The following is a 23,988-nucleotide window of genomic DNA, read 5'->3' on the forward strand; positions in this document are numbered from 1 at the left end:
CGTCACGCAGTGGATTCTACGAGAAGATTGCTGCGTCGCGCAGCGAATATGGAGTGTGATCCAGGTGACGGACCCACGCCGGGCCCGGCTGTCCGAGGAACTGTCGAAGGAGTCACGCCGCTACCTGGCGTCGTACGTGCTGTTCAACCAGGCCGTCGCCGACCACCTCGGACTGCACCCGACCGATGTGCAGTTCCTGAGCCTGCTGACGGCCGAACCCGGACCGCGCACGGTGCGGCAGATCGCCGACATGACGGGCCTGACCACGGGCTCGGCCACCCGGCTGGTGGACCGGCTGGAGCGCGGGGGGTACGTGGCCCGCACGCCCGACCGGCAGGACCGCCGACGGGTGCTGGTCACCCCCGTGGCCGACCGCGTCGCCCGCGTCACCGCCGTGTGGGACGACCTCGGCCGGAACTGGCAGGCGCTGCTCGACGACCACACCGACGACGAGCTGGAGGTGATCACCCGGCACATGCGGCGGGCGTACGACCTCAGCCACACCCAGATGCAGCACCTGCGGTCCCTGCCGAAGCCGGACTGAGCGGGACGGCCTGCCCGCTCACCCTGACGCGGAGGTCCGACAGGCCGGTCGTGACGGTGAGCCGGCTCGGCCGCCCCATGTCGTCACCCTGCAGCACGGTGACGGGGGCGTCGCCGGGGGCCCGTCCGAGTGCGCGCAGATAGCCGCCGAAGGCCGCGGCCGCGGCGCCGGTCGCCGGGTCCTCGACGACTCCGCCGAGCGGGAAGGGGTCGCGTGCGTGGAAGAGGGTGTCGGTCTGCCGGTGGAAGAGATGGACGGTGGTCCAGCCGCGGTCACGTGAGAGCGCTTCCAGCGCCTCGAAGTCGTAGTCGAGTTCGGCCAGGCGCTGCCGGGTGGCGGCCGCCAGCATCAGGTGGTGGTTGCCGGCGAAGGCCACGTGCGCGGGGAAGCCGGGATCCAGGTCGGCCCTGGACCAGTTCAGCGCCTCGAGCGCGGAGTCGAGATGCCGCTCCGCGACCGGCTCCGAGGACGTGGGAACACTGGTCAGTGTCGCCCGGACAGCGTGTCCGTCCGCCTCCGTCGCCACGCCGACCTGCCCCGCGTTGGTCCGGAAGACCAGCGCGCCGGGTGCGGTGCGTTCGGCGAGGGCGACGGCGGTCGCGACGGTGGCGTGACCGCAGAAGTCGACTTCCGCGCGGGGGCTGAAGTACCGGACGCGGTGCGTGCTGTCCGGGCTCTCCGCGGGGAGGGCGAAGGCCGTCTCGGAGAAGCCCACTTCCGCGGCGATACGGAGCATGTCCGCGTCGCCGAGCCCCTGGGCGTCGAGGACCACCCCCGCGGGGTTGCCGCCGTCGGGCCGGTCGGTGAAAGCGCTGTAGCGCAGGATTTCCATGGCTTCAGGATCCTCACCGGCCGCTATGACGTCCAATGATTGCTTTCGAAGGGAGCCATCGATAGCTTCTATGGGTGGGGGAGGAGCCTCGTCATGGACACCCGCGTACTACGGACTTTCACGGCCTTGGCCCGCACCGGCAGCTTCACCGCGGCCGCCGCGGAACTGCACCTCGCCCAGTCGACGGTCACCGTGCAGATCCGCGCCCTGGAGAAGGACCTGCGGGTCCGGCTCTTCGACCGCCTGCCCACCGGGGCTGTCCTCACCGAGACGGGGGCCCGCCTCCTGGAGCGGGCGCACCACGTGCTCGACGCCGAAGACCGCCTGCGGTACGAGGCGCACAGCGCGGCCCCGGTCGCGGGCAGCGTCACCATCGGAGCCAGTGAGTCCCTGTGCGCCTATCGCCTGCCGCTCGCGGTGGCCGCGCTGAGCCGGGGCCTGCCCACCGTCGGCATCCACATGCGCGCGGTGGTGACGCCCGCGGAGGCGGCGGAGCAACTCAGGGCGGGGCGCATCGATTTCGCCCTGCTGCTCGAATCCGACATCGACGTACCGCACCTGGAGGCGGAGGTCATCGGCCACGAGCCGCTGGCGCTCGTGGCCGCGTCCGGACACCCGCTCGCCCCCGCCGGGGCAGCACAGGAACGGCTGACATCACGGGAACGGCTGACATCACAGGAACAACTGGCATCGCAGGAACAGCTGAGCGGACAGGACTTCTTCCTGCTCGAAGAAGGCTGCTCCTACAGCGACGCCTTCGCCCGGCACCTGCTCGCCATGCCGGGAAAGCCCCCGCGCATGACGCGCTTCGGCAGTATCGAAGCGGTCCGCGCCTGCGTGGAGGCCGGACTCGGTCTCGCCCTGCTGCCGGTGGTCAGCGTGGCAGCCGACCTGGCGTCCGGCCGTCTCCGCACCGTCGAGAGCTTCCCCGGCGTCCCCGTCCAGATGCTGCGGCACCGCAGCCGCTGGCCCACCCCGGCGACGCAGACGGTCATGGCGCGGCTGAGGCGACTTGCCGCCGACGACTGGCCGGACGGACGGTTCCGTGGCGGGGCACAGGACTGATGCGCGGCGGGGCGCAAGGCTGATGCGCGGCGGGGCGCAAGGCTGATGCGTGGCAGGCGCAGGACTGGCCTCGCCTCGCCCGGCCGTTCGCGGAGCGCCTCAGTCCCGTTGCGCCGCCTGGCCGTGGTCTTCCCGCGGGTCGAGTCCCAGGGCGTCGATCAGCATCGCCAGGTCGTCCGCGCTCTCGGCGCGCCCCGCGAGCACCAGGCGTGCCTGGCGGCGCTCCCGGTCGTGCGTCCGCCGTGCCGCGTCCGGGGCCGGTCCGGTGCTGTGGCTGTCCTCGTTCATGCCGGACATGATCGGTGATCGGGTCCCTTCGGCGCGTGTCGGACGGGTCACTTTGGCCAAGTCTCTTCTGCGGCCCATGTCCGTCGGTCACCTTCCCTTCCACGGTCCCCGTCCCGCATTCCCCCGGCCCACTGTGAGACACGACTCGGTACGACGGGTGGCCCGGACCCGTACCCGGTTGTTAGGGAGGAGACATGAGTACGGAGAACGAGAACACGACGGGAACCGACGTACCGACGACGACCGACGTACCGCCCACGCTGACCGTGACGGCCGTGAGCACCATCGAGCCGACCGCCCCCGACGACCGCGGATCCGACTCGTGGATGGTCATCGAGACCGCCGAACAGGGCCAGCTCCTCCTGAACCTGCCCGGTCCGCTGTTCCAGGCGGTCAAGCAGGCGGCCTACCTTCCGTCGCACCTCGCGGGCGACGGCCGGCTGCCGCTGAGCCGACAGGACAGCGCCGCCTACCGCGAGCGCGTCGCCGCCCTGGTGTCCACGGACTGAGCGGCGCACCCTCGCGCGCGGCGCCGCTACGGCAGATACCGTTCGAGCGCCGCCGGCCCCTTCTCCTCGATGAGTCTGCGGGCCTCCTCGACCCGCTCCGGCGTCACATCCAGTCCCCTGGCCATGACCAGGTCCTCCGGATCGAACGGGCGCTCGCCGCCCGTGTAGAGCTCCCGCAGCTTCGCGGCGCGGGTCCCGTCGGATCCCGGAGTGTTGTCCTTGCCCATGGCGCCTCCCGAAAGATCGCTCGGGTCCGGAGAGTCCCGCCGGGCAGGCAGTGCCTCCGCTGCTTCCATCATGGGGCCGGTCCGGCACCGCCGCACGGCGTGCGGGTGCCGGTGGCCGGTGGCCGCGGAGGGGGCGCCGGGCGGGCAGTGCCTGCCGCCGCACCCGCCGTGCCCACGCTCGCCGGCCGGCCGTCGCCCCGCACTGTCCGCACCCCCGTTGGCGGGCGCCCCGCTCCGCTCCCCGTGCCCGGGTTCCGTGACGACCCTGCCGCCCGCGTGCCCGCGCCGTCCACCGGTGGGCTGTCCCGGACGTGTCCGGGACAGCGGCCGAACGCCATCGGACACGCCCGCCGGGGTGCCTGCCGCCTCCGGAGGCTGTTTCCGTACGCCGTGACGGCGTAGCGGTCTGTCGCCGTGGCCCGCGGTGTGCTTGTCTGGTCTGCCCTGTGCCGGTGTGAAGTGCACCTGACATGAGCCACCGGCCGTACGCGCGACCAGGGGGCCCGATGACCCAGCGCCGACCGGTACCGCTGCTCGGCGCGGTGGCCCTGGCCCTGGCCGGGGTCTTCGGCTGGAGCGTCGTCTTCGCCTCCGACCCCACGGACACACCGTCCGCCCCGCGGCCGACCGCGAGCACCCCGACATCCGGCGGCACGAAGCCCGAACGGTCCGCCCATGCAGTCCCCGAACCCTCCACCCACGCAGTCCCCGAGCCGCCCGCCCGTGCCGTCCCGGAACCGTCCGCCCGTGCCGTACCGGAACCGTCCGCCCGTGCCGTACCCGCTCTGTACCTCGGCGACTCGCTGGCCATGGAGAGCCAGGACGCACTCGCCGGACACCTCGGCGCGACCGGGCGGGCCACGCTGCACAGCGCTCCGCACTCCGGCACGGCGCTGTGCGACTACCTGACGGCCTGGCGGGGGAAAACGCTGGTCCCCGCGCGGGACAAGGCGGCCGCGCTGGTACGGACGGTGCGCCCGCGCGTCGTGATCCTCCAGTTCTGGGGCAACGCCTGGGGCTACACGCCGTGCATGGCGGGCGCCACGTACGGTACGGCGGGCTACTACGACCGGTACGCCGCGGACGCGCGGGCGCTGACCGAGGAGATCGCCGTGGCGGCACGGGCCGCCGGTCTCGCCCGGCCGAAGATCGTATGGGTCTCCCAGGCGCCCGACGCCTTCCACCCGGACCGGATCCGCAGGGTGAACGCCGTCTACGCGGAGCGGGCCGCCGCGTCCGGTGACCTGTACGCGGACGCGGGCCGTACGCTCGGCCCCGCCGACGACCGCCACCGGTGGACCCGCCAACTGCCCTGCGACGCCTACGAACGCGCACACCCCGCGTACTGCACCCACCCGGCCCCCGGCGGCGGCATCACCGACCTGCACCGCACCGACGACGCCCTGCACTTCTGCCTGGCCCCGCCGACCACCACACCTCGCCCCTGCCCCGTACGGTCGCCGGGCATCGGCCGCTTCGCCCGCGCCGTGACGGCAGCGGTCGACGGCTGGCTGCGGGGCGCCTCCGGCTGACAGAGGCTCACCGGAACGCCGGGGGACCGGCCGGCGCCGACGGCTCAAGGGGGCCACCGGCAGGAAGGACTCCCACAGCGGTCACAATCTAGGGGTGTCCAAAAACCACGCGCGCCGTCGAACGGCGACCGACCCTTCCGCACCCTGCCCCTGCGGACTTCAGGCGTCCTACGGAGAGTGCTGCGCCCGCTTCCACCAGGGCCAGGCGGCAGCCCCCACGGCCGAGCGGCTGATGCGCTCGCGCTACAGCGCCTTCGCGGCCGGTGACGCACCGTACCTGCTGCGCACCTGGCACCCCGCGACCCGCCCGGCGGACCTGGAGTTCGAGCCGGGGCAGCGGTGGACACGTCTGGAGATCGTCGCCACGACGGGCGGCAGCGCCTTCCACAGCGAGGGCACCGTCCAATTCCGGGCGCACTACACGCTGAACGGCGAGTCCGGCGTCCAGGAGGAGAACAGCCGCTTCGTGCGGGACGAGGGCGCCTGGGTGTACCTGAGCGAGCTGTGAGCGCGCCGGACGGCCGTACGGGAAGCCGTCCGGCCCCGTACGGCCGCCCGGTCCCGTAACTCCGTGGCCCGTACCGCCGCCCGTCGGCCCTTCCGGCTCAGCGGCCGCCGCGCAGCTGCTCCAGCTCGCGCCGGTCGCGCTTGGTGGGGCGTCCGGCGCCGCGGTCCCGGTGCCCGACCGCGGCGATCTCCTCGCGGGGCGGCGGCGGGGGACTGTTGTCGACGAAGCACTCCGCGGCGACCGCGGCGCCGACCCGCTTGCTCACCAGGCGTGAGACCACGACGACCCGCTCGCGCCCGGCGTGCCGCAGCCGGACCTCGTCGCCCGTGCGCACCGCGTAAGCGGCCTTCACCCGCTCGCCGTTGACCCGTACATGCCCGCCGCGACACGCCGTCGCGGCCATCGAACGCGTCTTGGTCAGCCGGACGGACCAGATCCAGCTGTCGACGCGCACCGTTCCCTCGTCTGAAGCCATGCACCGACTCTAAGGCCCCGGGCGGCCCCGCAGGCCCGGCCCGCACCTGCCGGGGCCGTGTGCGGCGGACCGCCTCAGGCCGACGCCTTCTTGCCGGTCCGCTTCGCGGTGCTCTTCTTCGCGGCGGACTTGGACGTGGACTTCTTCGCCGCGGCCTTCCTGCCGCCCCCGCCGGCCGCCGTCTTCTTCGCGCCGGACCCGCCCGACGACCTGCCGGAGGAGGTCTTCTTGGCGGCGGACCCGGACGTCTTACGGGCCGCCGCCGTCTTCTTGGCGCCACGGCCGGACGCGGCCTTCGCCGCCGTCTTCTTCGCCGCGCCCCGGCCCCGGATCGGCGTGACCGACGCCGACTCCTCGTCCTGCTCCGCCCCGTCGCTCCCGCCGTCCTCCCCGCGCGACTCGCGCGCCGCGCGGACGCTGTTCTCCAGCGCGGCCATGAGGTCGATGACCTTGCCGCCGGTGCCCGGCGCGGCGCGGGGCGCGGCCGGTTCGCCGCCCTCCAGCTTCGCCGCGACCAGCTCCTCGACGGCCTCCCGGTAGTCGTCGTGCAGTTCGGACTCGTCCAGCTCGCCGAGCGAGTCCATCAGGGTCTCGGCGAGGGTCAGCTCGTTCTCCCGGATCTCGACCTTGTCGCTCGGGGCGACGGTGCGCGCCGAGCGGATCTGGTCCGGCCACAGCAGGGTGTGCATGGCAATCGCCCCGTCGTGCGACCGGAGCATGGCCAGGGTCTCCCGCCCGTGCATGGCCACCTTGCCGATCGCGACCTTCTCCTGGTGCTCCAGCGCGTCCCGCAGCAAGGCGTACGGCTTCGTGGCGGCGGCGCCGTTGGGTCCCAGGAAGTAGGACTTGTCCAGCTGGAGCGGGTCGATCTCGTCCGCGCCGACGAAGGCCAGGATGGTCAGGGTCTTGGTCGTCGGCAGCGGCAGTCTGGCCAGGTCCTCGTCGGTGATCGGCACGATGGTGTCGTCCGCGGCCTGGAAGCCCTTGCCGACCTCCTCGTTGGGGACCTCCTCGCCGTCCAGCTCGCAGACCTTGCGGTAGTGGATCCGGCCGCCGTCCTTCTCGTGGATGCGGACGAACGAGACCGACGCGGTGCGCTCGGTCGCGCTGTAGGTCTTCACGGGGATGCTGACCAGCCCGAAGGAGATGGACCCGTTCCAAACAGAGCGCATGTCTCATCCCTCGTGTGGAATTTGTATGGGATTCTCATCGTATGTCGCCAATCACCGTCGTGGAGGGGCGGCGGCTGTCGCTCACCAACCTGGACAAGGTCCTGTATCCGCGGACCGGCACCACCAAGGGCGAGCTGCTGCACTACTACGCCACCACCGCGGGCGCGCTCCTCGCCCACGTCCACGACCGGCCCGTCTCCTTCCTGCGGTATCCCGACGGGCCCGACGGCCAGCAGTTCTTCACCAAGAATGTCCCGCCCGGCACGCCCGCATGGGTGAAGACCACCGAGGTCCCCGGCAGTACGGCGAAGTCCCGGCAGCAGGTCCTGATCCGGGACGTACCGACCCTGATGTGGGCCGCCAACCTCGTCGTGGAGCTGCACACACCCCAGTGGACCGCCGCCGCGCCGCGCGTCGCGGACCGCCTCGTGTTCGACCTGGACCCGGGGGAGCCGGCCACCGTCGTGGAGTGCTGCAGGGTGGCTCGGTGGCTGCGCGAGCGCCTGATGGCCGACGGCCTCAACGTCTACGCGAAGACCAGCGGCTCCAAGGGCCTGCACATCCTCGTACCGATCGAACCGGCCCCCTCGGACGACGTCACGGCGTACGCCAAGGGCATCGCCGTCGAGGCCGAGCGGACGCTGCCCGGCCACGTCGTGCACCGGATGACCAAGGCCCTGCGGCCCGGGAAGGTCTTCATCGACTTCTCGCAGAACGCGGCCTCGAAGACCACCGCCGCCCCCTACACGGTGCGCGCCCGCGAGCTGCCGACCGTGTCCGCCCCCGTGACCTGGGACGAGATCGAGGGCTGTACGGAACCGGCGCAGCTCACGTTCCTCTTCGGCGACGTCGCCGGGCGCCGGGAGCGCCACGGCGACCTGCTCGCGCCCCTGCTCAACCTCAACCGGGCCCGCCCGCTGCCCGGCTGACGTCCGGGGCCGCACCTGCGTCGAACGCGTACGGAATACGTCATTCGACGTAGCCGGTGATGACGCGGTCAGGTGCCACGTTCCCATGCCAACGGTGTGAACGGCACCTTCCACGCGCCATGAACCTTTGGTGACAAGGGGGTTGCGGCTGCCCGTACGCCCGGACTCCCGGGGCGATGTCACGGCGCTATCGCCAAAAGCTGTCATCCGCTGGAGACCTTGATTCCTTCACAATCCCGGTACCAAATCCCTCCCACGGATGAAGAGGTTCCCCCATGAGACCCACCCGTACGGTTCTCACCGCCGTGCTCGGCCTCGGTCTGGCCGCCTCCCTCGGTACCGTCCCCGCGACCGCCGCCTCCGCCCCGGCCGCCCCCGCGAACGTCTCCACCCAGGCCTCCGTGGCCAAGTACGCCGGCTCGGCCGAGGAGGCCGCGGCCAACAAGGCGTTCTTCCAGGCCGTCATGAAGGCCGCCGCCGCCAAGCGCGCGGCGACGCCCGGCGTCCAGGCGGTCACCGTCACGTACAACGCGAGCAGCGCCCCCACCTTCCGCAGCCAGATAGCGCGCAGCACGCAGATCTGGAACAGCTCGGTGAACAACGTGAAGCTCCAGGAAGGCTCCAGGGGCGACTTCACGTACCGCGAGGGCAACGACTCCCGCGGCTCCTACGCGAGCACCGACGGCCACGGCCGGGGCTACATCTTCCTCGACTACCGGCAGAACCAGCAGTACAACTCCACCCGCGTGGTGGCCCACGAGACGGGTCACGTCCTCGGTCTGCCCGACCACTACTCGGGCCCGTGCAGCGAGCTGATGTCGGGTGGCGGCCCCGGCACCTCCTGTCAGAACACCAACCCGAACGCGCAGGAGCGCGCCCGGGTGGACGCACTGTGGCGCAACGGCCTGGTGGCGCAGATCGCCCCGGTCTCCTGATCTTCCGGCTGATCCTCTGACGACTGCCGCGCAGCGGGGCCGGTGCCCCTCTGCGCGGCAGTCGCGCGTCTGCGGTGAGTGCGGACGGCCGGGCCGCGGTCGGGCGACGGGGGTCATCCGCGGTCGGTGGTCGGTGGTCGGCGGTTCGCGGGGGAGCGATATGCGTCACATCGGTCCGGTTTGGTGGATCGACACTCGGTGGTTTATCGTTCAATTGATCACGGGCGTGTGGACCTTTCATCGCGAGATGACCGATGTCCCGCCCGTTTCCGGACCGCCCCGGCCAGCTCCCCCCGTCTGGCCGGGGCATTCTCCGTTCCGGCACCGACACGCCGGTTCCCGCCCTCCCACCGCGTGTCGAAAAGCGATCGGGTGCCTTCGTCGCGTGACCGGCGTGGTAATGATCGTGCCGACGGTCCCCGGGCGGAGACGAGCCTCAGGGCTGGAACCCGGCCGGGCGGGCACACGCAGACGTGCCGGCCTGTCGCACGGTGCGGTCGCGGTGCCCGGCGGGACGGGAGGGAATCGGCGTGTACGACACGGAGGTGGCCGTCGTGGGCGGCGGCGCCGCGGGACTCTCCCTCGCCCACCGGCTCTGCGACGCTCCCGCCGGAGTCCGCCGCCCCGAGGTGACCGTCGTGGACGCGCCGCCGGGACCCCTGCGGCCCCCCGAACGCACCTGGTGCTACTGGGAGAGGCCGGACGGTGAGTACGACCGTGTACTGGCGGCCTCCTGGGAGCGGCTGCGCGTCCACGGAGCCGACGGGATTGCGCTGACCGGACGCCCGGAGCCGCTGCGCTACAAGATGATGCGCTCCGGCGCGTTCGAGGAACTCGTCGGCGAACGGCTGGCGGCCGCGCCCTCCGCCCACCGGATGACAGCCGTCGTCGAGGACGTGCGCGCGCTGCCGGACGGCGCCGAGGTCCACGGGGTGACGGCCGCCGGCGCCCCGGTGCGGCTGCGGGCCCGCTGGGTCTTCGACTCCCGGCCGCTGCCCGCCCTGCCGCCCGCGCGCACCACCCTGCTCCAGCACTTCCACGGCTGGTTCGTCCGGACGGAGCGGCCCGAGTTCGACCCCGCCACCGCCGACCTGATGGACTTCCGCACCCCGCAGCCGTCCCACGGGCTCTCCTTCGGCTACGTCCTCCCGCTCACCCCGCACGAAGCGCTGGTCGAGTACACCGAGTTCTCCGCCGCGCCGCTCTGCGAGGCCGCCTACCACCGCGCCCTGCGCCACTACCTGGCGGAGGTGCGCCCCCTGGGCCCGTACCGGGTCACCGCCTCCGAACAGGGCGTCATCCCGATGACCGACGCGCGCTTCCCCCGCAGCGCCGGGCCCGGCGTCTTCCGGATCGGCGCGGCGGGCGGCGCCACCCGGCCGTCGACCGGCTACACCTTCGCCGCCGTCCAGCGCCAGACCCGGGCCATCGCCGCGGCCTTCCACCAGGGCCGCACCCCGGTCCCGCCGCCCCCGCACTCCGCGCGCTCGCGGCTGATGGACGCCGTCCTGCTGCGCGCCCTGGACAGCGGGCGCATCGACGGCGCCGACTTCTTCACCGGGCTGTTCCGCGGCGTACCGATGGAACGCCTGCTGCGCTTCCTGGACGGCGGCACCCGGATGCGCGAAGACCTGTCGATCGGCCTGCACACCCCTGTACTGCCCATGCTGCGCACCGTGGCCGAGCTGCCGAGGCTGCGCCGCCGTCCGTCCCGTGTAAAGAACGCCGTACCGACGGCCCGCCCGACCGCCGCCCCGGCCCCGAACAGGAAGAGACCGTCCGATGACGCCCCTCCCGTCTGATGCCGAACCTCCGGCCGCCGCAGGGCGCACCGCCCGCCCCACCGCGCCGCGCCGGGGCCGGGACCGGCGCGCCCGCACCGTGCCGCCGCCGCGCGGCCGGGCGAGGATCACCGGCGAGGCACCGCACGTGGCGGTGGTCGGCGGCGGCATCGCCGGACTGGCCGCGGCCACCGGACTCGCCGAACGGGGAGTACGGGTCACGCTGTACGAGCGTGAGCCGGGGCTCGGCGGGCGGCTCGCCGGGCGGCGGATCCGGCTCGCCGACGGCTCCCGGGCGACCATGACCCGGGGCTTCCACGCCTTCTTCCGCCAGTACTACAACCTGCGGGGACTGCTGCGCCGGGCCGACCCGGCGCTCGCCGTGCTCACCGGGCTGCCCGACTACCCGCTGCGCCACAGCAGCGGCCTCCGGGACAGCTTCGCCCACGTCCCGCGCACACCGCCGTGGAGCGCCCTCGGTTTCGCCGCGCTGAGCCCGACCTTCACCCTGCGCGAGATGGCCCGGATGAACCCGCGTGCCGCCCTGCCACTGCTCGACGTACGGACGCCGGACGTGTACGAGCGCCTGGACGGCGTCAGCGCACGGCGGCTGCTGGACCGCATCCGCTTCCCCGAGGCCGCGCACCACCTGGCGTTCGAGGTGTTCTCGCGCAGCTTCTTCGCCGACCCGGAGGAACTGTCCGCCGCCGAGATGGCGTTGATGTTCCACATCTACTTCCTCGGCTCCAGCGAAGGGCTGCTCTTCGACGTCCCCGGCGAGCCGTTCCCGCAGGCACTGTGGGAGCCGCTGGGCCGCTACCTGACCGGTCACGGCGTCACCCTGCTGACCGGCTGCGCGGTCGAGGCCGTGGAGTCCGTCCCGGGCGGCGCGGGCGTGACGGTACGGGGCGGCCACGGCGCGGCACGCCACGACGCGGTGGTGCTCGCCCTCGACGTGGACGGGCTGCGCCACCTGGTCGCGGCTTCACCGGGACTGGGCAGTCCGGACTGGCGCCGGCGGATGCTGCGGCTGCGCACCGCACCGCCGTTCCTCGTCTCCCGGCTGTGGCTCGACCGGCCGGTGGCGCCGGACCGGCCGGGCTTCCTCGGCACCAGCGGCTTCGGCCCGCTCGACAACGTCAGCGTGCTGGAGCGCTGGGAGGGGGAAGCGGCCCGCTGGGCTTCCCGTACCGGCGGCTCGGTGGTCGAACTCCACGCGTACGCACTCGGCACGGACACCGCCCGGCAGGTGCAGCAGGACCGGCTGATCGGCCGGCTTTCCCGGGTCTACCCCGAAACACGCGAGGCGAAGGCCGTCGACGTCCGGCACGAGTGGCGCGCGGACTGCCCCCTGTTCCCGGTGGGCGGCCACCGCGACCGCCCCACCGTACGCACCCCCGACCCGGCCGTGCTGGTCGCCGGTGACCTCGTACGCACCGACCTGCCGGTGGCCCTGATGGAACGCGCGGCCACCACGGGCTTCCTCGCCGCGAACACCCTGCTGGAACGGTGGGGCGTGCGCGGCCAGACCCTGTGGACGGTCCCGGACCGCGGCCGGTCCGCGGTGCTGCGCGGACTGGCACGCCTGGCGGGCACCTGAGGCCGCAGGCGCGCGAAATCCGGTGCCGCCGACGCCTGACGCCGTGCCAGAATCCCGCGCATGCCCCTCCGGTACCCCCGCCCCCTCCGCCCCGGCGACCGCGTCGGTGTCACCTCCCCGTCGAGCGGAGTCGCGGACGGCCTGTGGGAACGTCTCGACGTCGCCGTCCGGGACGTGCGCGACCGCGGATACGAGGTCGTCGTCGGGCGGTGCATGGACGGCTCCGGACACGTCAGCGCTTCCGCGGCCGAGCGCGCCGACGAGCTGATGTCGATGCTGACCGACCCCGCCATCAGGGCCGTCGTGCCTCCGTGGGGCGGCGAGACCGCGATCGACCTGATACCACGGCTCGACTGGACCCGGCTGCGGGAGGCGGAGCCGACCTGGCTCGTCGGCTTCTCCGACATCTCGACCCTGATCACGCCGCTGACCCTGCTCACCGGGACGGCGACCGTCCACGGCAACAACCTCATGGACACGCCCTACCACGTCCCGGAAGGGCTGCTGTCGTGGTTCGACATCGTCGCCGCGCCCGCGGGCCACCGGTTCACCCAGGTCCCGCCCGGCCGCCACCGGACCACGGGCTTCGACGACTTCGCCGCCTTCCCCGCCGTACGCGAGTACACGCTGGACGCCGCGGGCGCCTGGACCCGGCTCGACGCGGACGGCGCCGTGGAGGCCGAGGGACGGCTGATCGGCGGCTGCATCGAGACCCTGTGCCACCTCGCGGGAACGCGCTACCTCGACACGGCGGCCTTCGCCCGTGACGAGGCACCCGACGGCCTGCTCGTCTACGTGGAAGCAACCGAGGACGACGCCTTCACCATCTGCCGGAGCCTGCACGGCATGCGCCTCGCAGGCTTCTTCGACCACGCGAACGCGGTGCTCGTCGGCCGGACCGAGGCACCGGACGCCGCGACCCTGAGCCAGCACGAGGCCGTGCTCGACGCGCTCGGCCCCCTCGGCGTGCCGATCATCGCCGACGTCGAGTGCGGCCACATTCCGCCCCACATGCCGATCGTCAACGGAGCGTTCGGCCGCATCGTCCACACCCCGCCGCGGAGCGAGCTGACGCAGACCCTGCGCTGACGCGCGGGCCGTGGCCCGCCACTGCTCCCGGCCGGCTCTCAGCCGGGAAAGCGCCCCGCATCGCGCAACTCCCACCGCCGCTCCGCATACGCCAGATCGTCGCGCCACAGCCGCCCCGCCATCGCCCGCATCAGCGGGCGCAGGAGGGGAGCGGCCGCGCGGGCCACCGCGAAACCCGGACGGGCGGAGGCGGCGACGACCGCTTCCACCACGGCCGTACGCGGGCGGCCGCGGGCGTCGGTGCCGAGCGGCGTGGCGTGCGTCTCCACGACGGACCCCACCCCTTCGCCCTCGGTGATGCGCATGACCACGGTGCGCGGTCCGGGCGCGGTGAACTCCGCGCGGACGGGGACGACCAGACGCCCGGCGACCTTGAAGGACACGTCGACCGTGAACGCGTCCGCCGGGCCCGCCGGTCCGCCCGTCACGGTCAGGTCGACGAAGGAGTACGGATGGAACCACGCGCCGTGCCACGGGTCGAGCCGGTTGGCGACCACGTCGTCCGGCTCGCAGCGCCCGACGCCGGTGTACACGGCCGCGACGGCGGCGGCCGCCCCCGGGCGTTCCGGGACGCGGGGCCGGGCCAGCGGCTCCTCCCCGCCCGCCCGGTCCAGGCGTACCCAGACCAGCACCCCGTCGTCGTACACCGGATACGGCTCCCACCCGGCGAAGGGGCCGCCGTCCAGGGCGAGTCCGTGCCAGTGGCAGACGAGGGTGCCGCACAGCACGGGACTGTCCTTCAGCGGCGCCCCCAGGTGCGGGCAGGCCCCGGGGCCGCCGCGCAGCCGTCCGTCGGCGGCGCGCCACAGCACCACCTCCGTTCCGGCGACGGTCCGGCCCAGGGGGCGGTCCCGGCCGACGTCGCGGGAGGCGCCGACTGCGTACCAGTTGCCGGACGGCCGGGCCTTGGCACGTTCCAGCGCGCCCGCGATCACGCTGGGTGCGGCGTCCTGCCAGGTGGGCCGCTGGCGGTCCCAGGCAACGGGACGGCGGCGCAGCCTCAGCGGGTACCGGCCGCGTACGGCGGGGCGGCGGGGAGCGTCCACGGTGCTTCCTCCGGGGCCTACGGCGGTGCGGACGGCTGTGGCGTGGTACGCGGGTCCGGGCGCCTCCGGGGTACGCGCGAAGGCGGTGACCGGAACGCCTGGCCGGGCCCGGGTGCGGGCCGCGGTGACCCGTACCAGCCCGTCCAGGGCCACGGTCGCGCGGACCGGGCGCGACACGACGGCGCGGCGGTGCAGGACCGCGTAACCGTCGGCCTCCACGGCGTCCAGGATGCCGCGGTAGAGGATGAACGCGGTACGGATGCACGGCCGGGACGCCGGGGCGAGCATGGCGACGCCAGGCGCGGCCCGCCGGTAGACGCCGCGGGTGAGGTCGGCGGCGGCCCGCAGCGCCGCGGTGATCCGGGGGTCCTCGGCGCCGGTCAGCCGGCTCCACCGGAGCAGCTCCCGGTCCACGCCGTGCGCGGCCAGCAGGTCGGCGGGCAGGTAGACCCGGCCCCGGTCCAGGTCCTCGCCCACATCCCGCAGGAAGTTGGTGAGCTGGAAGGCCGCTCCGAGCGCGGCGGCGTGCGGCGCGGCCTCCTCGCGGGGCGTGACCGTGCCGAGGACCGGCAGCATCTGGAGGCCGATCACCTCGGCCGAGCCGTACATGTACCGGCGCAGGTCGTCATAGGTCGGGTAGTCGGTCACCTCCAGATCGGCGCGCATGGAGGCCATGAAGGCGGTGAAGTACTCCGGGTCGATGCCGTAGGCGGCGCTGGTGTGCGCCAGCGCCCGCACCACCGGCTCGTCGCCGCCGCCCCGGGCGAGCCCCGCGTGCAGCTGCGTCTCCAGGGCGCGCAGAGCGGTGGCGCGCTCCTGGGGAGTGGCGTCGTCGTCCAGGCTGTCGACGATGTCGTCGGCCCAGCGGGCGAACCCGTACAAGGCGTGGACCGCGGGCCGCCGGGCGACGGGCAGCAGCCGGGTGGCGAGGAAGTACGTCTTGCCGTGCCGGGCGTTGAGCCGGCGGCAGTGGGCGTAGGCGGCGCGCAGCGCGGGCTCGGTGATGCCCGCGGCGTCGAGTTCCCGGGCGGTCACGGTGTTCCCTCCGGTGTAGGGGCCGGGCGGCGTGCGCCGAGGTCGAGCACCCTGGCGGCCCGCGCGGACCCGCCGCCCGTCACCCGCGCGGCGGCCAGCTTCCCCGAGACCAGCACGGTGGGCACCCCGACGCCCGGGGTGGTGCCGCACCCGGCCAGTACGGCGTTCTCAGTGCCCCGCACGAGGTTGCGGGGCCGGAACGGTCCGGTCTGCGCGAAGGTGTGGGCGGCGGAGAACGGGGTGCCGGCGCCGTGCCCCTGTCGGCTCCAGTCGGCCGGGGTGACCAGGCACTCCTCCTCGGCCGCCGCGTCCAGGCCGGTGAAGCCGCGCCGTTCCAGCTCGGCGAGGAGCGCGGTGCGGTAGCGGGGGCCGAGGTCGCGCCAGGCGTGCACGCCGGGCCCGACGTCGGTGTTGGGGCAGGGCGCCAGGACGTAGTGCAGGTGGCGGCCCGGCGGGGCCAGGGACGGGTCGGTGGCGGTCGGCCGGGTCAGCAGCAGCGAGGGGTCGCTCATCAGGGTGCCGCTGCGGGTGAGTTCGTGGAACGTACGGTGCCAGGCGGAGCCGAACGAGAGGGTGTGGTGGCCCGGTTCCGGCCAGGTCGTGGGCGTGCCCGCGTGCAGGACGACGGCCGACGGCGAGCGCCGCAGCGGCAGCGGCCGGCGCGGGCGGTGGCCGAGCAGGCGGTACGCCGCGGGCAGGTCGGCGGTGAGCACCACCGCGTCGCACGGGATGCGCCCGGTGTCGGTGACGACGGCGGTGACCCGGTCACCGGAACGTTCCAGCATGCGTACGTCGCTCCCGTACCGGAACTCCCCGCCCGCCTCGGCCGCGGCGTCCGCCATGGCGCGGGGCAGCGCGTGCATCCCGCCGCGCGGGAAGTACACACCGGCCACCGTGTCCATGTAGGCGATCACGGCGTACGCGGCGAGGGCGCGGGCCGGCGGCACGCCCGCGTACAGGGACTGGAACGAGAAGACGCGGCGCACCCGCTCGTCGGTGAGGAACCGGCCGATCCGGGCGTCCAGGCGGCCGAAGCCGCCCAGCGCCGCGAGGCGGGCGAGGTCGGGGTGCAGCAGTTGCAGCGGCGAATCGAAGTTGGCGTCGATGAAGCGCCGCATCTGGACCGCGTACAGACGGCCGAGCCAGGCGCGCAGCCGCCGGTAGCCCGCGGCCTCCCGCGGACCGGCGAACCGTTCGATCTCGGCCTCCATGGCCTCCGCGCCGGTGTGCACGTCGAGCGTGCTGCCGTCGGCGAACCGGGCGCGGTAGGCGGGGTGCAGGGGTACGAGGTCCAGCCGCCCGGCCATCGGGGCGCCGACCGCGGCGAACGCCTCCTCGACGAGGTCCGGCATGGTCAGCACGGTCGGCCCGGTGTCGATCAGATAGCCGTTGCGTTCGAGGCGCCCGCAGCGGCCACCGGGCCGCAGCTCCCGCTCGACGACGGTCACCCGCCGCCCGGCGCCGAGCAGATGCAGCGCGGCGGACAGCCCGGACAGGCCGGCGCCGATGACGACGACGTGGTCGGTGGGCCCGGGTACGGTCTTCACCGCTCACCTCCGCGGGACGCCACGGCCACCGCCCGGGGAGGGCCGCCCGGCGGGGAGCACGGACGGGCACCGGCCGTGGCACGCAGCAGGTCGTGCAGATGGCGGAGGGCCGCCGGGTCGGCGGTGCGCACGTCGGCCAGGTGTGCCGCGCTCCGGTCGGCGAGGATCTCGACCTTGTCCTCCAGCGCGGCGCGGGCCCCGGTCGCGACGAACACGTCCCGTACGCGGTCCACCGCGGCGGCGGAGAGGTCCGGATCGCCCAGGGCCGCGTCGAGGACGCCGAGCGCCCTGTCGTCTCCGGCGGCCCGCGCGCGGGCGCGGGCGACCGCGGTGAGGTAGGTCGGCTTGCCCTCGCGGATGTCGTCACCGGACGGTTTGCCGGTCTTCCCCGGATCGCCGAACACCCCCAGCAGGTCGTCGTGGAGCTGGAAGGCGAGCCCGGCGCAGCGGCCCGCCGAGCGCAGCGCGCCGGTGGCCCGGTCGTCCGCGCCGGCCAGCGCGGCGCCCAGCAGCAGCGGCCGTTCGACCGAGTAGCGGGCGCTCTTGAGCCGGGCGGTGCGGACCGCGAGGGCGGGGGAGCGGCACGCGGTGACCTGCCCGTGCAGGTCCAGGTACTGGCCCGCCACCATCTCGGTCCGCAGGGTCCGCCACAGCGCGTGCACCGCGGACCGTGCGCGGGCGGGAAAGCGGGTGGCCATGACGGTGTCGTCGGCCCAGGCGAGCGCGAGGTCACCGGCCAGGATCGCCGCGGACCGGCCGAACGCCTCCGCCGAACGGGGGGAGGGGCCGGTTCCGGCGTGGTGGCCGTACTGCCCCCGCACCTCGACGTGCAGGGCGGGCCTGCCCCGGCGCAGCTCGGCGCCGTCCATCACGTCGTCGTGCACCAGCGCACAGGTCTGTACGAGTTCGAGCGCGGCGGCCAGCCGCAGCGCGGCCTCCGTCACGTCACCGCCGCCCCCGCAGACCCGCAGCCCCCACCAGACGAACCGCCCGCGCAGCCGCTTGCCGCCGCCCAGCGTGAAACGCGCGACGCGTTCGGCGATGTCGCGCGTGAACAGGCCGTCGGCCGCCGCGGCCTCGGCGAGCAGCGCACCGAGCACCTCGTCCAGCACCTGCCCGATGGCGCCCGCGACATCCGCGTCCACCGTGCGCGCCCCGGCCTCGGCCTGATGGTCCACCGCCCGGATACGTCGCATGACACGTCCTTCCGTCGAACCGGCCGGTGGGCGCTGACTCACGCGGACCGTGGCCACCCCACGGACGCGCCGCCGGACGGACCGGGCGCGTGTTCCGCGCGGCCGGCGTCCGTGTCCGCAGTTCACCACGGGACCAGCGCGCCACCGGGACGCCACGTCCGGGCCTGGTCCCTTCGGGGGCCGACGGACGCTCCTTCGGTCGGGTCCGGCGTCCGGCAGCGGGTACCCACGGCCGCCGTGGAAAAGCCGGTGGGAAACCAGGTGGCGTCATTCGTTCGCACACCGGCTCGTACGGCAGGCGCTGTGACGGGACAGCGGGCCGGCCCACGGGATGTTGTCCGGATACCGGCCATTGACGGGTCGGAATCCGGCCAACGTGGGCGCGTCACGGCGGACGCGCCCCGGCGCGCGGACCGTCAGCCGCTGTTCTGCGCCAGCTGGAGCCGCACGAGATGCGCGAGCGTCGGAGCCGGGTGCTTGGCCCGTATACGGCGCAGATAGGTACTGACCGTATGGACGCTGATGCCCAGCCGCCTGGCCGTCTGGTCGTACGTCAGGCCGTCGGCGATGTGCGACAGTACCTCTCGCTCCCGGGGGGACAGCATCGGCGGCATGGTGGACGCGCTGTGGTCCGACATCTCTTCTCCAAGGGGGTGACGGAGGAGCAGGGAGGATCCGGCGGCCCGCGGCGTCAGGACGGTCGGTCCCGCGGCGCGGGCGGAGCGGGGCGGGGCCGTTGTACGGCCGCCGCGCTGTGAAATGCCCGCGGACTCATCGGCTCGGCGCCGGGGAAACGGCCCGTGCGGGACCGGCCATGGTGCGCCCTCCCGCGGGTGCCGAGCGGAACTGCCGACGGTGTCGCGGGGGCAGCACGTCCCCCGTGACATGCGGATTGATCTAACCACGCACACGGCAAAACGCAAGGAGCCGCAGCCGGGCCCGCCCGCCTCTACACGCGCGGTAAAGCGTGGGTCAAGTCACCGGATGATGCGTCTCCAGGCGCCCCGCGAACCGGGTGACGGTAAGGGCGTCCCCCGCCGTCCACATGGTGGACCAGTCCGGCACGGGGCGCTAAGGAGGATCAAGAGGGTGGGGCACTTCCGGCTGCTCGTCGTCGGCAACGCCATTTCCGCGTACGGCAGTTATCTGAACATGGTGGCGCTGAACGTCTTCGTCTACCAGGTGACGGGCAGCGCACTGACCGCGGGCCTGTTCATGGCCGTACGCCTGATCACCAGCGTACTGTCGGGCTTCGTCAGCGGCCGGCTGGTCTCACGCCACGACCGCAAACGGCTGATGGTGTGCGCGGACCTGACCCAGGCGACCGCCCTGGTGGTGCTGCTCCTCGCGCCCGACGGCGCACGGGTGGCCCTGCTCTTCGCGCTGGCCGTGGGCACCGGCGCCTGCTCGACGCTCTCCCAGGTGGCGCTGCGCAGCAGCGTCCCGGAGATCGTCGGCGCCGATCTGCGCACCCGGGCCAACGGCCTGCTGGTCACCGGCCGTTCGCTGGCCATGATCGCGGGCTTCGCCTCGGCGGGCGTGGTCATCGCACAGTTCGGCTACACCACCGCCTTCGCACTCGACGCCGCCACCTTCGCGGCCTCCGCGACGATCCTCTTCCTGCTGCCCATCCGCACCCGGGCCGCCGCCGGGAAGGGCGCCGCCGACGACACGGCCACGGACACCGGGGACACCGGTCGCTGGGCCTCCCTCGCGCTCCTGAAGGCGGCGCCGCTGCTGGCGGTCATGGTCGCGGTCCGCGCGGCCGACGGCCTCGGCTCCTCCTCGCACAACGTCGCCCTGCCCATCTACTCCAGCGCCCTGGACCCGTCCCACCCGGCCACCTTCGTCAGCCAGTTCTGGGCGACCTGGGCGATCGGCAACATCGTGGCGCAGCAGGTGTGCTCGCGCCGCACCGACCGGACCGGACGGTCACCGGGGGAACGCGCCTTCGCGATCGGGTCCTGCGTGATGTCGGCGGCGTTCATCGTGGTCTTCAGCGGCCTGCCGGCCGTCCCCGCCGCCGTCGCCGCGCTCGTCGCCGGCATGGCCGACGGGTTCACGGAGATCGCGTACGTCTCCCGGCTGCAAGCCGCCCCCGACGACCGGCGCGGACGGCTCTTCGGCCTGTCCGCCTCGGCCGAGAACAGCGGCTTCGGCCTGGGAATGATCGTCAGCGCGGCGCTGCTGGAGCGCTACTCGCCCCTCCAGGTGGTCGGCGCGTTCCAGGGCCTGGCCATCGTCCTGTGCGTCGCCCTGCTCGTCGTGCTGGCCAGGGGACGCACGCTGTTCCCGCACGAACCACCGGCCCGGGAGAGCGGCGGCCCGGCGCCCGGCCGGGAGGTCTCCGCCGCGGAGGGCGGCACCCCATGAACGTACCGGCCGACTCGCGCGTCGCGGTCATCGGCATGGCCTTCCGCTTCCCCGGGGCGGACACCCCCGAGGAGTTCTGGCGCGTCATCCGCGACGGCAGGAACTGCGTACGGCGCTTCACCGACGAGGAACTGGCCGCGGCCGGGGTCCCCGCCGAGAAGTACCGCGCGGACGGCTTCGTCGGAGCCAGCGGCATCCTGCCCGGCATCGCCGGGTTCGACGCCGAATTCTTCGGTATGAGCGGTCGGGAGTCGCAGCTCACCGACCCACAGCACCGGATGTTCCTGGAATGCGCCTACCACGCCCTGGAGGACGCCGGACACCCGCGGGAACGGGACGGACTGCGCACCGGCGTCTTCGCCACCACCGGCTACCACCTCTACACCATGGAGAACTACCTGCTGAACAACGTCCTGAAGGGTCCCGTCGGCGACGACTGGCTCTCCCGGATGCAGATCATGGTCGGCAACTACACCGACTTCACCGCCACCCGCGTGTCCTTCCGCCTCAACCTGACGGGCCCCGCCGTCAGCGTCCAGACCGGCTGCTCCAGCTCCCTGGCCGCCCTCCAGCTCGCCGCGCAGTCGGTGCTCGCCGGTGACAGCGACATCGCGCTGGCCGGCGCCACGGCCGTCCACGTACCGCAGGTACTGGGCTACCGGTACGTGAAGGGCTCCATCCTCTCCAAGAGCGGCTGCCTGCGCGCCTTCGACGCGGGCGCGGACGGCACCGTGGGCGGTACCGGCGTCGCCGCCGTCGTCCTCAAACGCCTGGACCGGGCGCTCGCCGACGGCGACACCGTCCACGGCGTCCTGCGCGGCTGGGGCGTCACCAACGACGGCGCGTCCAAGCAGGCGTACACCGCGCCGAGCGCCGCGGGCCAGCGCGGCGCCATCCGCCGCGCGCTCGACCACGCGGGCATCAGCGCGGACACCATCGGCTACCTGGAGACCCACGGCACGGGCACGCTGAAGGGCGACCCGATCGAGTTCGACGGCGCCGCCTCCGCGTACCGCGCCGACACCGACCGGACCGGCTACTGCGCGCTCGGCTCGACCAAGGCCAACATCGGCCACCTCGACGTGTGCTCCGGCCTGGCCGGCTTCATCAAGACCCTGCTCGTACTCCGGCACGGAATCATCCCGCCGATGGCCAACTTCCGCGAGCCGAACCCCGCACTCGACCTCGACCGCAGCCCCTTCTACATTCCCGAGGCGGCCCGCCCGTGGCCGCAGGGGGACACACCGCGCCGGGCAGGCGTCACGTCACTGGGCGTCGGCGGCACCAACGTCCACATCATCGTCGAACAGGCCCCCGAACCCCCTCCCCGCAACGCCACCGTGACCCCGCCGGACGTCCTCGTCCTCTCCGGCCGGTCCGAAGCGGCCCTCACCGCCAACGCCCGTGCGCTGCGCGACCACCTGACACGGCACCCCGAAGCGGACCTCGCCGACGTGGTGACCACCGCGGCGGGCCGGGCCCACCACCGGCACCGCCTGGCGGCCCGCGGTACGCGCCCGGCGGATCTCGCCACGGCCCTGGACGGCTGGCTGGCGGGCACCGGCGGCCCCGCCGCGGCCGCCGCCGTGACGACCGGCGAGGCATCCCGGGAAGGACGCGCGGGCGTCGCCTTCCAGTTCACGGGACAAGGCAGCCCGTACCCCGGCATGGCACAGCCCCTGTACGAGCGCTTCGCCGTCGTACGCGACCTGCTCGACACCTGCGAACGCCACCACCGGAAGCTCTACGGCAGCTCCCTGCTCGACGCGCTGCTCGACCCCGGCGCGGACCGCGCCACGACGGAGCACACCCGGACCGCCCAACCGGCCCTCTTCGCCCTCCAATACGCGCTCACCGGACTCTGGCGCCACGCCGGTGTCACACCGGACTTCGTCGCCGGGCACAGCGTCGGCGAATACGCCGCCCTGTGCGCGGCGGGCGCACTGTCCGTCGAGGACGGCCTGCGCATCACCGCGGAGCGCGGCCGGCTGATGCAGGACCACTGCGCCCGCGGTGCCATGGCGGCCGTCTCGGCGGACCTGGACACCGCCCGGAACCTGACCGACGAGGTCACCGGCCTCGAACTCGCCGTCGCCAACGGAGCGCGGCGGCATGTGCTCGCCGGTCCCGTCGGCGCCGTGGACCGGCTGCTGACCCTGCTGGAGGAGCGCGGCATCACCGGAGAACGGCTCCCGGTGACGCGGGCCTTCCACACCGCGCTCATGGACCCGGTCCTGGACAAGTTCCGGGAACTGCTCGACGGCGTCACCTTCCGACCGGTCACGACCGGTTTCGTCAGCTGCCTCGACGGGCGCCTGCACGAGCCGGGCTGGGCACCGGACGCCGACCACCTCGTACGCCAGACACGCGAGCCGGTCCGCTACGACGCCGTGCTGCGCACGCTCGGCCGGACGCACACCGCCACGCTGGTCGAGATCGGCCCGCACACCACACTCAGCGGACTCGCCCGCGCGGCCCTCCCCGGCGTACCGGCGGTCCCGACGCTGCGCCGCGGCGCCGGGCCCGCCCCCTTCTGGGGCGCGGTGGCACAGCTCCACTGCGCGGGCGCGGACCTCGACTGGCCGGTGCTGACGGCCGGCAGCGGAGGCCGCAGGACCGGGCTGCCCGGCTATCGCTTCCAGCACAGGACGTACTGGACGGGGCCGGAGCCGACAGCCGTCCGGGCCGTCCGGACCGGCGAACCAGCGAGAGAAGAGGAAGACGTGGCACAGGACGAGGCAGTGTTCGAGAGGGTGCTCGGACACGTCATCGAGTTGGTCGCCAAGCACCTCGGGCACGACGCGGACGCGATCACCGGCGACACATCCTTCTTCGACCTCGGTGCGGACTCCCTGCAAATGATCAGCGTGCTGCGCGAGCTGGAGCAGGACCACCAGGTCAAGGTCGCGATGCGGGAGCTGTTCGAGGAGGCGAGCACCTCGCGGCAGCTCGCGGAGCTGATCGTGGGGCGGATGGCGGGGGGTGCCGCGGCATCCGCCGAGCCGGTCCGCACGCCCGAGCCGGTCCGCACGCCGGAGCCCGCGCGGGCGCCCGAGCCTGTCCGTACGCCGGAGCCGGCTCCCGCGCCCACTGAACCGTCCGGTCCGTCGCAGCCCGTGACGCGTGCGGAACTGGCCGACCTCGTCCGCCAGGTGCAGCAGCTGTCGCAGATCCAGCTCCAGATGATGTCCCAGATACACCAGCTGTCCCAGCTGCTGACCACGCAGGCCGCGAGCGCCCCGACGGGCGGCGCGGTGGCCAACGGGAAGGCGGGCGGGAAGTGACACGGGACATGACACCGGACA

General features: G+C 73.6%; 21 protein-coding genes and 1 pseudogene. 12 read left to right on the forward strand and 10 right to left on the reverse strand.

The genetic code is table 11. From position 1 onward, the window contains the following. Positions 1-55 precede the first annotated feature (55 nt). Positions 56-544, forward strand: a complete 489-nt coding sequence (locus tag A6A06_RS22615; protein ID WP_199931070.1) for a MarR family winged helix-turn-helix transcriptional regulator — start codon at positions 56-58, stop codon at positions 542-544. Here the strand turns inward: A6A06_RS22615 and A6A06_RS22620 are convergent. Continuing rightward, positions 495-1,376 (reverse strand): PhzF family phenazine biosynthesis protein, encoded by an 882-nt coding sequence (locus A6A06_RS22620; RefSeq protein WP_073763073.1) that lies wholly within the window; start codon positions 1,374-1,376, stop codon positions 495-497. The genes A6A06_RS22615 and A6A06_RS22620 overlap by 50 nt on opposite strands. Positions 1,377-1,469: 93 nt before the next feature. Between A6A06_RS22620 and A6A06_RS22625 the strand changes: the two genes are divergently transcribed. Beyond that, the gene (locus A6A06_RS22625; RefSeq protein ID WP_073763074.1) at positions 1,470-2,441 is read left to right on the forward strand and encodes a LysR family transcriptional regulator; all 972 of its coding nucleotides are present in this window, start codon (positions 1,470-1,472) and stop codon (positions 2,439-2,441) included. Positions 2,442-2,540: 99 nt separating this feature from the next. On the opposite strand, the gene A6A06_RS22630 is transcribed toward A6A06_RS22625, so the two are convergent. Beyond that, positions 2,541-2,729 carry a hypothetical protein gene (locus A6A06_RS22630; protein WP_199931071.1) on the reverse strand — a complete coding sequence of 63 codons (189 nt, stop codon included), beginning with the start codon at positions 2,727-2,729 and terminating at the stop codon, positions 2,541-2,543. A 194-nt stretch (positions 2,730-2,923) separates the two neighbouring features. On the opposite strand from A6A06_RS22630, the gene A6A06_RS22635 reads away from it, so the two are divergent. After that, entirely contained in the window at positions 2,924-3,238 is a 315-nt protein-coding gene (locus A6A06_RS22635) for a hypothetical protein (protein WP_073763076.1), read from the forward strand. Positions 3,239-3,264: 26 nt separating this feature from the next. On the opposite strand, the gene A6A06_RS22640 is transcribed toward A6A06_RS22635, so the two are convergent. Continuing rightward, positions 3,265-3,465 carry a hypothetical protein gene (locus tag A6A06_RS22640; RefSeq protein ID WP_073763077.1) on the reverse strand — a complete coding sequence of 67 codons (201 nt, stop codon included), beginning with the start codon at positions 3,463-3,465 and terminating at the stop codon, positions 3,265-3,267. Between the two features lie 506 nt (positions 3,466-3,971). Here A6A06_RS22640 and A6A06_RS22645 point away from each other — a divergent pair. Together A6A06_RS22645 and A6A06_RS22650 are read left to right on the forward strand one after the other, a co-directional pair. Then, a complete protein-coding gene (locus tag A6A06_RS22645; protein ID WP_073763078.1) occupies positions 3,972-4,997 on the forward strand; it encodes a hypothetical protein in 1,026 nt (341 codons plus the stop codon). Between the two features lie 94 nt (positions 4,998-5,091). After that, entirely contained in the window at positions 5,092-5,505 is a 414-nt protein-coding gene (locus tag A6A06_RS22650) for a YchJ family protein (protein WP_073763079.1), read from the forward strand. 97 nt (positions 5,506-5,602) lie between these two features. Here the strand turns inward: A6A06_RS22650 and A6A06_RS22655 are convergent, their stop codons facing one another. Together A6A06_RS22655 and ku are read right to left on the reverse strand one after the other, a co-directional pair. After that, on the reverse strand, positions 5,603-5,980 hold the full coding sequence (locus A6A06_RS22655) for an RNA-binding S4 domain-containing protein (RefSeq protein ID WP_073763080.1): 378 nt from the start codon (positions 5,978-5,980) through the stop codon (positions 5,603-5,605). A 74-nt stretch (positions 5,981-6,054) separates the two neighbouring features. Beyond that, positions 6,055-7,152 (reverse strand): non-homologous end joining protein Ku, encoded by a 1,098-nt coding sequence (ku, locus tag A6A06_RS22660; RefSeq protein WP_073763081.1) that lies wholly within the window; start codon positions 7,150-7,152, stop codon positions 6,055-6,057. Between the two features lie 41 nt (positions 7,153-7,193). On the opposite strand from ku, the gene ligD reads away from it, so the two are divergent. The 5 genes from ligD (at position 7,194) to A6A06_RS22685 (ending at position 13,486) form a co-directional block, all read left to right on the forward strand. After that, positions 7,194-8,081, forward strand: a complete 888-nt coding sequence (gene ligD, locus A6A06_RS22665) for a non-homologous end-joining DNA ligase (RefSeq protein WP_073763082.1) — start codon at positions 7,194-7,196, stop codon at positions 8,079-8,081. Positions 8,082-8,356: 275 nt separating this feature from the next. Then, a complete protein-coding gene (gene snpA, locus A6A06_RS22670; protein ID WP_073763083.1) occupies positions 8,357-9,016 on the forward strand; it encodes a snapalysin in 660 nt (219 codons plus the stop codon). A gap of 530 nt (positions 9,017-9,546) precedes the next feature. Continuing rightward, complete coding sequence (locus A6A06_RS22675) at positions 9,547-10,818, forward strand: lycopene cyclase family protein (protein ID WP_079194229.1); 1,272 nt, start codon at positions 9,547-9,549, stop codon at positions 10,816-10,818. After that, positions 10,799-12,397, forward strand: a complete 1,599-nt coding sequence (locus A6A06_RS22680; RefSeq protein WP_073763084.1) for an NAD(P)/FAD-dependent oxidoreductase — start codon at positions 10,799-10,801, stop codon at positions 12,395-12,397. The genes A6A06_RS22675 and A6A06_RS22680 overlap by 20 nt, the downstream gene beginning before the upstream one ends. Before the next feature lie 60 nt (positions 12,398-12,457). Then, positions 12,458-13,486, forward strand: coding sequence for a S66 family peptidase (locus A6A06_RS22685; RefSeq protein ID WP_073763085.1), 1,029 nt, complete (start codon positions 12,458-12,460; stop codon positions 13,484-13,486). A gap of 38 nt (positions 13,487-13,524) precedes the next feature. Here A6A06_RS22685 and A6A06_RS41960 read toward each other — a convergent pair whose 3' ends face one another. The 5 genes and pseudogenes from A6A06_RS41960 to A6A06_RS22710 all read right to left on the reverse strand — a co-directional run bounded on the left by A6A06_RS41960 (position 13,525) and on the right by A6A06_RS22710 (position 18,948). After that, on the reverse strand, positions 13,525-14,532 hold the full coding sequence (locus tag A6A06_RS41960) for a DUF5914 domain-containing protein (protein ID WP_073763315.1): 1,008 nt from the start codon (positions 14,530-14,532) through the stop codon (positions 13,525-13,527). 96 nt (positions 14,533-14,628) lie between these two features. Beyond that, positions 14,629-15,567, reverse strand: a pseudogene (locus A6A06_RS41965) (phytoene/squalene synthase family protein); the annotation flags it as partial. Then, positions 15,564-17,114 carry a phytoene desaturase family protein gene (gene crtI / locus A6A06_RS22700; RefSeq protein ID WP_073763086.1) on the reverse strand — a complete coding sequence of 517 codons (1,551 nt, stop codon included), beginning with the start codon at positions 17,112-17,114 and terminating at the stop codon, positions 15,564-15,566. The pseudogene A6A06_RS41965 and the gene crtI, both read right to left, overlap by 4 nt. After that, positions 17,111-18,310 (reverse strand): polyprenyl synthetase family protein, encoded by a 1,200-nt coding sequence (locus tag A6A06_RS22705; RefSeq protein WP_073763087.1) that lies wholly within the window; start codon positions 18,308-18,310, stop codon positions 17,111-17,113. Before A6A06_RS22705 ends, crtI begins: the two co-directional genes overlap by 4 nt. A 416-nt stretch (positions 18,311-18,726) precedes the next feature. Next, entirely contained in the window at positions 18,727-18,948 is a 222-nt protein-coding gene (locus A6A06_RS22710; RefSeq protein WP_073763088.1) for a helix-turn-helix domain-containing protein, read from the reverse strand. 451 nt (positions 18,949-19,399) lie between these two features. On the opposite strand from A6A06_RS22710, the gene A6A06_RS22715 reads away from it, so the two are divergent. Next, positions 19,400-20,683, forward strand: a complete 1,284-nt coding sequence (locus A6A06_RS22715; protein ID WP_073763089.1) for an MFS transporter — start codon at positions 19,400-19,402, stop codon at positions 20,681-20,683. Then, positions 20,680-23,967, forward strand: a complete 3,288-nt coding sequence (locus A6A06_RS22720) for a type I polyketide synthase (RefSeq protein WP_073763090.1) — start codon at positions 20,680-20,682, stop codon at positions 23,965-23,967. Before A6A06_RS22715 ends, A6A06_RS22720 begins: the two co-directional genes overlap by 4 nt. Positions 23,968-23,988 lie beyond the last annotated feature (21 nt).

The organism is Streptomyces sp. CB02923 (genome assembly GCF_001905005.1).
GTDB lineage: Bacteria > Actinomycetota > Actinomycetes > Streptomycetales > Streptomycetaceae > Streptomyces.

Coding starts and splice junctions, on each gene's coding strand:
- A6A06_RS22620 (WP_073763073.1), bottom strand. CDS start 1,376: ATGGAAATCCTGCGCTACAGCGCTTTCACCGACCGGCCCGACGGCGGC.
- A6A06_RS22625 (WP_073763074.1), top strand. CDS start 1,470: ATGGACACCCGCGTACTACGGACTTTCACGGCCTTGGCCCGCACCGGC.
- A6A06_RS22630 (WP_199931071.1), bottom strand. CDS start 2,729: ATGAACGAGGACAGCCACAGCACCGGACCGGCCCCGGACGCGGCACGG.
- A6A06_RS22635 (WP_073763076.1), top strand. CDS start 2,924: ATGAGTACGGAGAACGAGAACACGACGGGAACCGACGTACCGACGACG.
- A6A06_RS22640 (WP_073763077.1), bottom strand. CDS start 3,465: ATGGGCAAGGACAACACTCCGGGATCCGACGGGACCCGCGCCGCGAAG.
- A6A06_RS22645 (WP_073763078.1), top strand. CDS start 3,972: ATGACCCAGCGCCGACCGGTACCGCTGCTCGGCGCGGTGGCCCTGGCC.
- A6A06_RS22655 (WP_073763080.1), bottom strand. CDS start 5,980: ATGGCTTCAGACGAGGGAACGGTGCGCGTCGACAGCTGGATCTGGTCC.
- ku (WP_073763081.1), bottom strand. CDS start 7,152: ATGCGCTCTGTTTGGAACGGGTCCATCTCCTTCGGGCTGGTCAGCATC.
- ligD (WP_073763082.1), top strand. CDS start 7,194: ATGTCGCCAATCACCGTCGTGGAGGGGCGGCGGCTGTCGCTCACCAAC.
- snpA (WP_073763083.1), top strand. CDS start 8,357: ATGAGACCCACCCGTACGGTTCTCACCGCCGTGCTCGGCCTCGGTCTG.
- A6A06_RS22680 (WP_073763084.1), top strand. CDS start 10,799: ATGACGCCCCTCCCGTCTGATGCCGAACCTCCGGCCGCCGCAGGGCGC.
- A6A06_RS22685 (WP_073763085.1), top strand. CDS start 12,458: ATGCCCCTCCGGTACCCCCGCCCCCTCCGCCCCGGCGACCGCGTCGGT.
- A6A06_RS22705 (WP_073763087.1), bottom strand. CDS start 18,310: ATGCGACGTATCCGGGCGGTGGACCATCAGGCCGAGGCCGGGGCGCGC.
- A6A06_RS22710 (WP_073763088.1), bottom strand. CDS start 18,948: ATGTCGGACCACAGCGCGTCCACCATGCCGCCGATGCTGTCCCCCCGG.
- A6A06_RS22720 (WP_073763090.1), top strand. CDS start 20,680: ATGAACGTACCGGCCGACTCGCGCGTCGCGGTCATCGGCATGGCCTTC.